The organism is Legionella sp. (assembly GCF_965140895.1).
Classification (GTDB): domain Bacteria; phylum Pseudomonadota; class Gammaproteobacteria; order Legionellales; family Legionellaceae; genus Legionella.
The window spans coordinates 1-5,721 of the sequence record NZ_CBCSKT010000028.1; the positions used below are offsets into that span (position 1 = coordinate 1).

Here is a 5,721-nt window from a genome sequence, read left to right on the forward strand (position 1 = left end):
AAAATTCAGTGAATTACTGCAGCAGCACGACTTTTGGTGCGATGTATTGGGTGATATAAAATGAGGGGATTCATGAGGGTAACCATTAATGCAACTGCATAAATTGCCTGCAATATTAAATGCGAAGTTGCATGCTTGCATTTCTCTATGATGAGCAACTATGCAACTTAAAGCAGAAATAATGATTTTAAGTGGAATTGTTGGTAAATTATCGAGCTTCTTTGTCTTCAAAAGCCTTCATTCTTTGATTAAGTTCTACTAAAGAGATAAGCCGAGCATTTGCACCAATTAAGGAGGCCACTCGCCCAGCTTCATCAGGTGTTATAACGCCTGATGTAACTGCTTGCAAGGCCTCTTTTCCAATGCAAGAAATAGTTTGAGTATAACTGGTATTACAATCAGGTATACTGAATTGAATTGGTTCATCGCTTGGTTTTGCAGGAAGCATACGCTCCAAGAATAACCGCAACATAGCTTCATTGCCTTTTAAAGCCATATTAATAGCCACATTAAATAGTGCTTCTTTATGAGGCTCGACCAAGGCACTGAATATTTGTTGACGAGAACCTGTACCTCTTGGGCGTCCACTAGGGTTTCCGCTTATTCCTGTTTGAAAAGCCATCCTATCCTCATTGTTATTAACAATGAATAACAAGCAAATTGTACCTTAATATGTACTTTGATTGGAGCTGAATGTGTGAAAAAAAACAATAAATTATTCATAACGTTACTTGAGCATCTATTTTAATCAAAATTACTTTTGAAAAAGATATTATTTAAAATCGACTACACTTAATTATAAATAATTTGAATCAGTGGATTATGGACACTTCTGACGAAAAACATCAAATTGAAATATTGAAAATTCAATATAATATATGGAAAACGGCTGTAGAAACACAAATGCATTTTAATGATTTGATTGTAAAAACACGGCAACTTTTTTTTCTATAATTGCAGCATTGTTAGCAGCAGTCCTTTATTTAGCAAAAGAAAATTCAACCCAATCTTTCATAGACATTAAGCACATTGGTTCTCATCATATAGCTTTTTATCTCACTTTATTGATTATATTAATTCTTTTATTTCTTTGGTTATTGGAGCTTAAGGTAATTCATCCTCTTTTACGAGGTGCTGTTAAATTTGGGGAAGATTTAGAAAAAACTAGCATTACAAAAAATATAACAGGGACATCTCAAGGAATGACAGAATTAATATCCCTATATAGTAAATACAAAGAGGTAGAGCGTTGTACTGATATTAAAGATAATTCAATTGTAATTACACACCGTTCGCGATCCAATAAAAGGTCACTTAGCACTAAAATGAATTGGGGCTATTTAATAGCATTAATGGTTTTAATTTTAATTGCTTTAGCTATGTTTAATATTGTCAAGGTTACTTAGGTAATTCTTTTAATAAATAATGAAAAGTTATTTGAATCCGATATGTACCCGAACCACTTGACAGGAAAGATTGTAAAAAGGAGTAGTAATGCCAATTCAAACAAAATCACAAAAGATTGGTGAAAAGGGTCAAGACTTTGTTAAATTTCAAGTTTCCTCATCTCGTTGTTGGATTGCGCATAATATATCACCTGATTATGGAATTGATTTAGAACTACAATTTGCACCGGAGGATGAGGAAGTCCGTCCTATGTTCATTAAAGCCCAGATTAAATCATCACAAAATGTTGATGTAAACTCTGATTATATTATTCAAACTATTTCAAAATCCTTTTTAAGGTACGTTCATGAGTGTCGAGTTCCGGTAATTTTAATTTTAGCGTCTACAAGCTTTCAGCAATCTTGGTATATCTGGTTACAAAAATGGATAATGGACTCTGGTAATGCTTCCAGAATTTATGACGAAAGCAAAAAGAAGTCACTAAGTATAAAAGTATCTAAAAGCAATGATTTTGCTAATGGACTTAACAAGGAGTTGATTTCAATTGCAAGTTTAGAAAATCCAACTCAACTTTATTTAGCTGTTAGAGATCTGGCTAATCTATCGTGCGGGCTGTTTGATGACTCTCTCTCGCAATTCCTTTTTGATTACTTAAATAAGATGAGAGGCAGTTTAGAAGGTAAAAATTATCTCGATTCCTTAATTGACAGAGTTATTGATTTAAATTCATACATAAAAGGTACGACAGAGGGAAATAACGTTTCCAAGCTTTTATTTCAATACATTCGAGAACATGGAAACAACTTAAATGCGGAGCATGTATCACGCCTAGTTTGCCGTGGGAATAAATTATCAAATACTGGAATAAATGCACTAGGAATACTTTATGATAATTTTCCACAACATGCCTTATCGTTAAAGTTAACGACTATGTTTATCAAAGCGAAATATGTAATACCTCACTATTATTGTTCAATACGTGAACGTTATCTAGAGCAGAAAAGCCCTGGCTGGGCGTCTAAAAAAAATGATCTCAGAGTAGGAAATTTAACATTAGACTTGACCTCAGATGATTTTCTCAATAAATGGGCAAATCGTGGGGATGCTGCTTTTTTATCTTATCTCATCGAAATATAATAAAATTTTTTTATCTAAGCAAAAGCTTTGTATGAAAAGGCTATCAAGAGTTGACTAAAAGTACTTTTTATTCTAAATTCTAGAATATGGAATAAAAGGTGATTCTTAATGATTAAATCACAAGACATCGTAGTTCTGGCCAAGCTATTAGCCTATCAAACAGATAAAAACTGGTCTCAAAATAGTATTGCATTTGAATTGTGTTTAAGTCCCTCTCAAATCAATAGTGCATTTAAACGATTGGTTGTAGCAGGGTTAATTACACCATATCATCCACCAAGCAAGCCGCAACCCATTATTCAGGCTTGTGAAGAATTTTTTCTTCATGGTTTAAAGTATGTCTTTCCTGCTAAATTAGGTGAGCTAGCCCGTGGTATTCCTACTAGTTATGCTGCTCCAAGCTTAAGTGATCAGATTGCTGCTGGTAATGATCCTATCCCTGTATGGCCATATGGCGAAGGAAATGAGCGTGGTCTTGCTCTAAAGCCATTATATTCTTCAGTGCCTGAATCTGTAGCAAAGCATCCCGATCCGCTATTTTATGACTTATTAACACTAATTGATGCTATTCGTTCTGGGCGTGTAAGAGAAAGGCAAATTGCTTCACAAAAAATATTGGCATTATTAAAATCCAAAAAGTTGGTATCAAATGAACATTAAATTTTAATCATTTCCTTGATTAAATTAGCGTTTATTTCTAATAATCATAGGAGTGTACCCCCATATCTGGCTGGTCTGGCGCCTAACCCCGCCAATATTCATTAGGGTCTTCTTGTAATTCAGGGTCATCCGCTTGCATGCTCTGGTAACGAATAAACACTTTCCGCATCCATGCGGGCATCTTATCAAGATGCATTAAAACCTCATTGAAATATTTATCCTTTAGACGATTATGAAGCTTCTTAACTACTCGTGGTTTTAAATACCCCTTACCCTCATACCACAAGGCAGTAACCACATGACATATTACTGTATTTGGCATGACTATTTTTCTAGGACTTACATGCACAAGTTTAATTCTATTTTCACCATTAATTTTGATATAACGCGAGCGACCAGTCGTATAGTAAATTGAGTGAACAGGAATTTGCGTACTAAGACCAAGCTGATTCAAAGCTACAGCAGGATGAATTGTTATTGTCTCACCTGTTTTCTTAGAAACAGCATTAATGATTTTATCTGTACTTGGCGGAATTGGGCGACCTGGCAAATAGCGACTCTCTTCAGGCCTAAAATATATACCGCGACATATAGTACCTACTTCATTGCTTTTTGCTAACCGCAATAAAACACGTTGTACAAGCTTAATTGGATATTTCTTATAAATTGAGTCCACAAAAAAAATCCTTCCTCTTGGAATTTTTTTTATGAATTTTTCAATTGATAATATTGTGCTCATATTTTTGACCTGCATATTTAAGTCTTTAACATTATTAACTATAAATGCCACACTGTATTACTTTTTAATCAGTGTCCTGAAATAAGATTTGCATAAATCTTGTATTGATATATATTTTCTCTCTTCCAATTTCTATTTCTTTCAAAATGCCCTCACTGACTAGCTTCTGCAGGTATTCGGCAGCAGTTTGTCTCTTTACTATCCCTGCATCTACTACATTAGAAATTCTACAGTAAGGTTGTACAAAAAGGAGCTCTACCAATTCCCTTGAATATATTTTAGGTTGTTTATTTTTTACATACTCCACGGTTTCTTCCATTAGACCGACAATATTCTTAATCTTATTGCAAGTCCATTGAGATGTGTTTGCGACGGCATTTAACATGTAAATAATCCAAGACTCCCAGTCATCTTTTAAAGTGACATTTAGGAGATTTTGGTAATATTCTTTCTTATGCTTGATAATATAACGGCTCAAATAAAGAACCGGTATGGTTAATAGTTCTCGATCGATTAAATACAATATATTTAAAATTCTTCCCGTTCGACCATTCCCATCTGTAAATGGATGAATTGCTTCAAATTGATAATGCCCTATAGCCATTTTTATTAACGGGTCAATATCATTCTGATCATGTAAAAATACTTCCCAATTGTGAAGCTTTTGCCTTAAAAGCGCCTCGCCTTCAGGAGGAGTATAAATTATTTCTCCAGTTGCTTGATTAGAGAGAGTGGTTCCTGGAACCTTTCTTACGGTCATTTCAACACCGTGCAAGGTTGAACATAAATTTTCTGCTAAGACTGTATTTAATGGTCGAGACTTAATAAATTCAAAGCCTTCTCTCAGAGCAGTTCTGTAACGTAAAGCCTCTTTTGTCGCTGGATCTATATTAGTTTCGGAACTACTATTGGCATATTGAAATAACTTATCTGTTGTAGTCACTATATTTTCAATCTCTGAGCTTGCTTGAGCTTCTAATAAAGGCAGTGAGTTTATTAAAACGCTTTGGTTTGGTAACATTTCTGCTGCCTTTCTCAGTTCTGCTAGTGATGCACGTGCTTCAATGCACACTTTCAGTATTTTTTTAGTTTCTATATCCTGTCTAGGAGGCAGTGCAGGCAATTCATTGTATGCTTTAGTTACATCAATTTTCATAATGTTTAAATTTTCCACTTTTATCGACATGTTTTAAGGATATGTCGATGTGGTAGACATGTCAAGGAAATATGTCGATATTTTAATGTTTTGTCGACATGTTTTTAAGATGTGTCGATGGTATAAACATATCCGTATAATATGTCTAAAATTTAACATTATATCGACAAATATTAGAATAAATTAGAGATAGGGGATGTTGCAGGGGGTATAAATGGGGGTATATTTAAATATATTAAAAATAAATACATTAAAAATCAAATAATTATATTTCAAGTTAAATAGCCGCCGCCCCACCAATTTACCATCCAAGACACTCCAATAACATCCATAATCCCTTGTAAAAACTGGGGTTCTTTGGATAGTATGAAAAACTTAATCGATGCTAGAGATAGTGATGTGTATGATGTACTAGTTTTCGTGGCATTTGCCTCTGAGAAACTTACAAGGATAAAACGAGTTGAAAGTGCGCGCCCAGCGATAGCCGTTTCTTATGCCGATCAAAAACAACAGGAATTCATTGACTTTATTTTGAGCAAATATGTTATATACCCATCGCCATTGAAAGTACTGGAAATTTTTTCTGAAATGAATTAAAAGTATCGGCATTATGAGATTTCAT

Annotated in this window: 7 protein-coding genes; 4 read left to right on the top strand and 3 right to left on the bottom strand. The window is 34.2% G+C overall.

Annotated elements, in window-relative coordinates:
* Positions 1–208: 208 nt before the first annotated feature.
* Positions 209–622, bottom strand: a complete 414-nt coding sequence (locus tag ACQY7T_RS03290) for a DUF5681 domain-containing protein (protein ID WP_428411288.1) — start codon at positions 620–622, stop codon at positions 209–211.
* Between the two features lie 340 nt (positions 623–962).
* Here ACQY7T_RS03290 and ACQY7T_RS03295 point away from each other — a divergent pair, with 340 nt between their 5' ends.
* From ACQY7T_RS03295 to ACQY7T_RS03305, 3 genes are all read left to right on the top strand, one after another.
* On the top strand, positions 963–1,406 hold the full coding sequence (locus ACQY7T_RS03295) for a hypothetical protein (RefSeq protein WP_428411289.1): 444 nt from the start codon (positions 963–965) through the stop codon (positions 1,404–1,406).
* Between the two features lie 88 nt (positions 1,407–1,494).
* The gene (locus ACQY7T_RS03300; RefSeq protein ID WP_428411290.1) at positions 1,495–2,544 is read left to right on the top strand and encodes a DUF4365 domain-containing protein; all 1,050 of its coding nucleotides are present in this window, start codon (positions 1,495–1,497) and stop codon (positions 2,542–2,544) included.
* A gap of 108 nt (positions 2,545–2,652) precedes the next feature.
* Positions 2,653–3,204: a hypothetical protein gene (locus ACQY7T_RS03305; protein WP_428411291.1), complete on the top strand. Its 552-nt coding sequence runs from the start codon at positions 2,653–2,655 to the stop codon at positions 3,202–3,204.
* A gap of 82 nt (positions 3,205–3,286) precedes the next feature.
* Here the strand turns inward: ACQY7T_RS03305 and ACQY7T_RS03310 are convergent, their stop codons facing one another.
* A complete protein-coding gene (locus tag ACQY7T_RS03310; RefSeq protein WP_428411292.1) occupies positions 3,287–3,994 on the bottom strand; it encodes a DUF6088 family protein in 708 nt (235 codons plus the stop codon).
* Between the two features lie 13 nt (positions 3,995–4,007).
* A complete protein-coding gene (gene fic, locus ACQY7T_RS03315; protein ID WP_428411293.1) occupies positions 4,008–5,099 on the bottom strand; it encodes a protein adenylyltransferase Fic in 1,092 nt (363 codons plus the stop codon).
* Positions 5,100–5,465: 366 nt separating this feature from the next.
* Here fic and ACQY7T_RS03320 point away from each other — a divergent pair, with 366 nt between their 5' ends.
* The gene (locus ACQY7T_RS03320) at positions 5,466–5,696 is read left to right on the top strand and encodes a type I restriction-modification enzyme R subunit C-terminal domain-containing protein (protein ID WP_428411294.1); all 231 of its coding nucleotides are present in this window, start codon (positions 5,466–5,468) and stop codon (positions 5,694–5,696) included.
* Positions 5,697–5,721: the final 25 nt, after the last annotated feature.

Bases quoted from the DNA above. Each gene is read 5' to 3' on its own strand.
- ACQY7T_RS03290 (WP_428411288.1), bottom strand. From the start codon at position 622: ATGGCTTTTCAAACAGGAATAAGCGGAAACCCTAGTGGACGCCCAAGA.
- ACQY7T_RS03320 (WP_428411294.1), top strand. From the start codon at position 5,466: ATGAAAAACTTAATCGATGCTAGAGATAGTGATGTGTATGATGTACTA.
- ACQY7T_RS03300 (WP_428411290.1), top strand. From the start codon at position 1,495: ATGCCAATTCAAACAAAATCACAAAAGATTGGTGAAAAGGGTCAAGAC.
- ACQY7T_RS03305 (WP_428411291.1), top strand. From the start codon at position 2,653: ATGATTAAATCACAAGACATCGTAGTTCTGGCCAAGCTATTAGCCTAT.
- fic (WP_428411293.1), bottom strand. From the start codon at position 5,099: ATGAAAATTGATGTAACTAAAGCATACAATGAATTGCCTGCACTGCCT.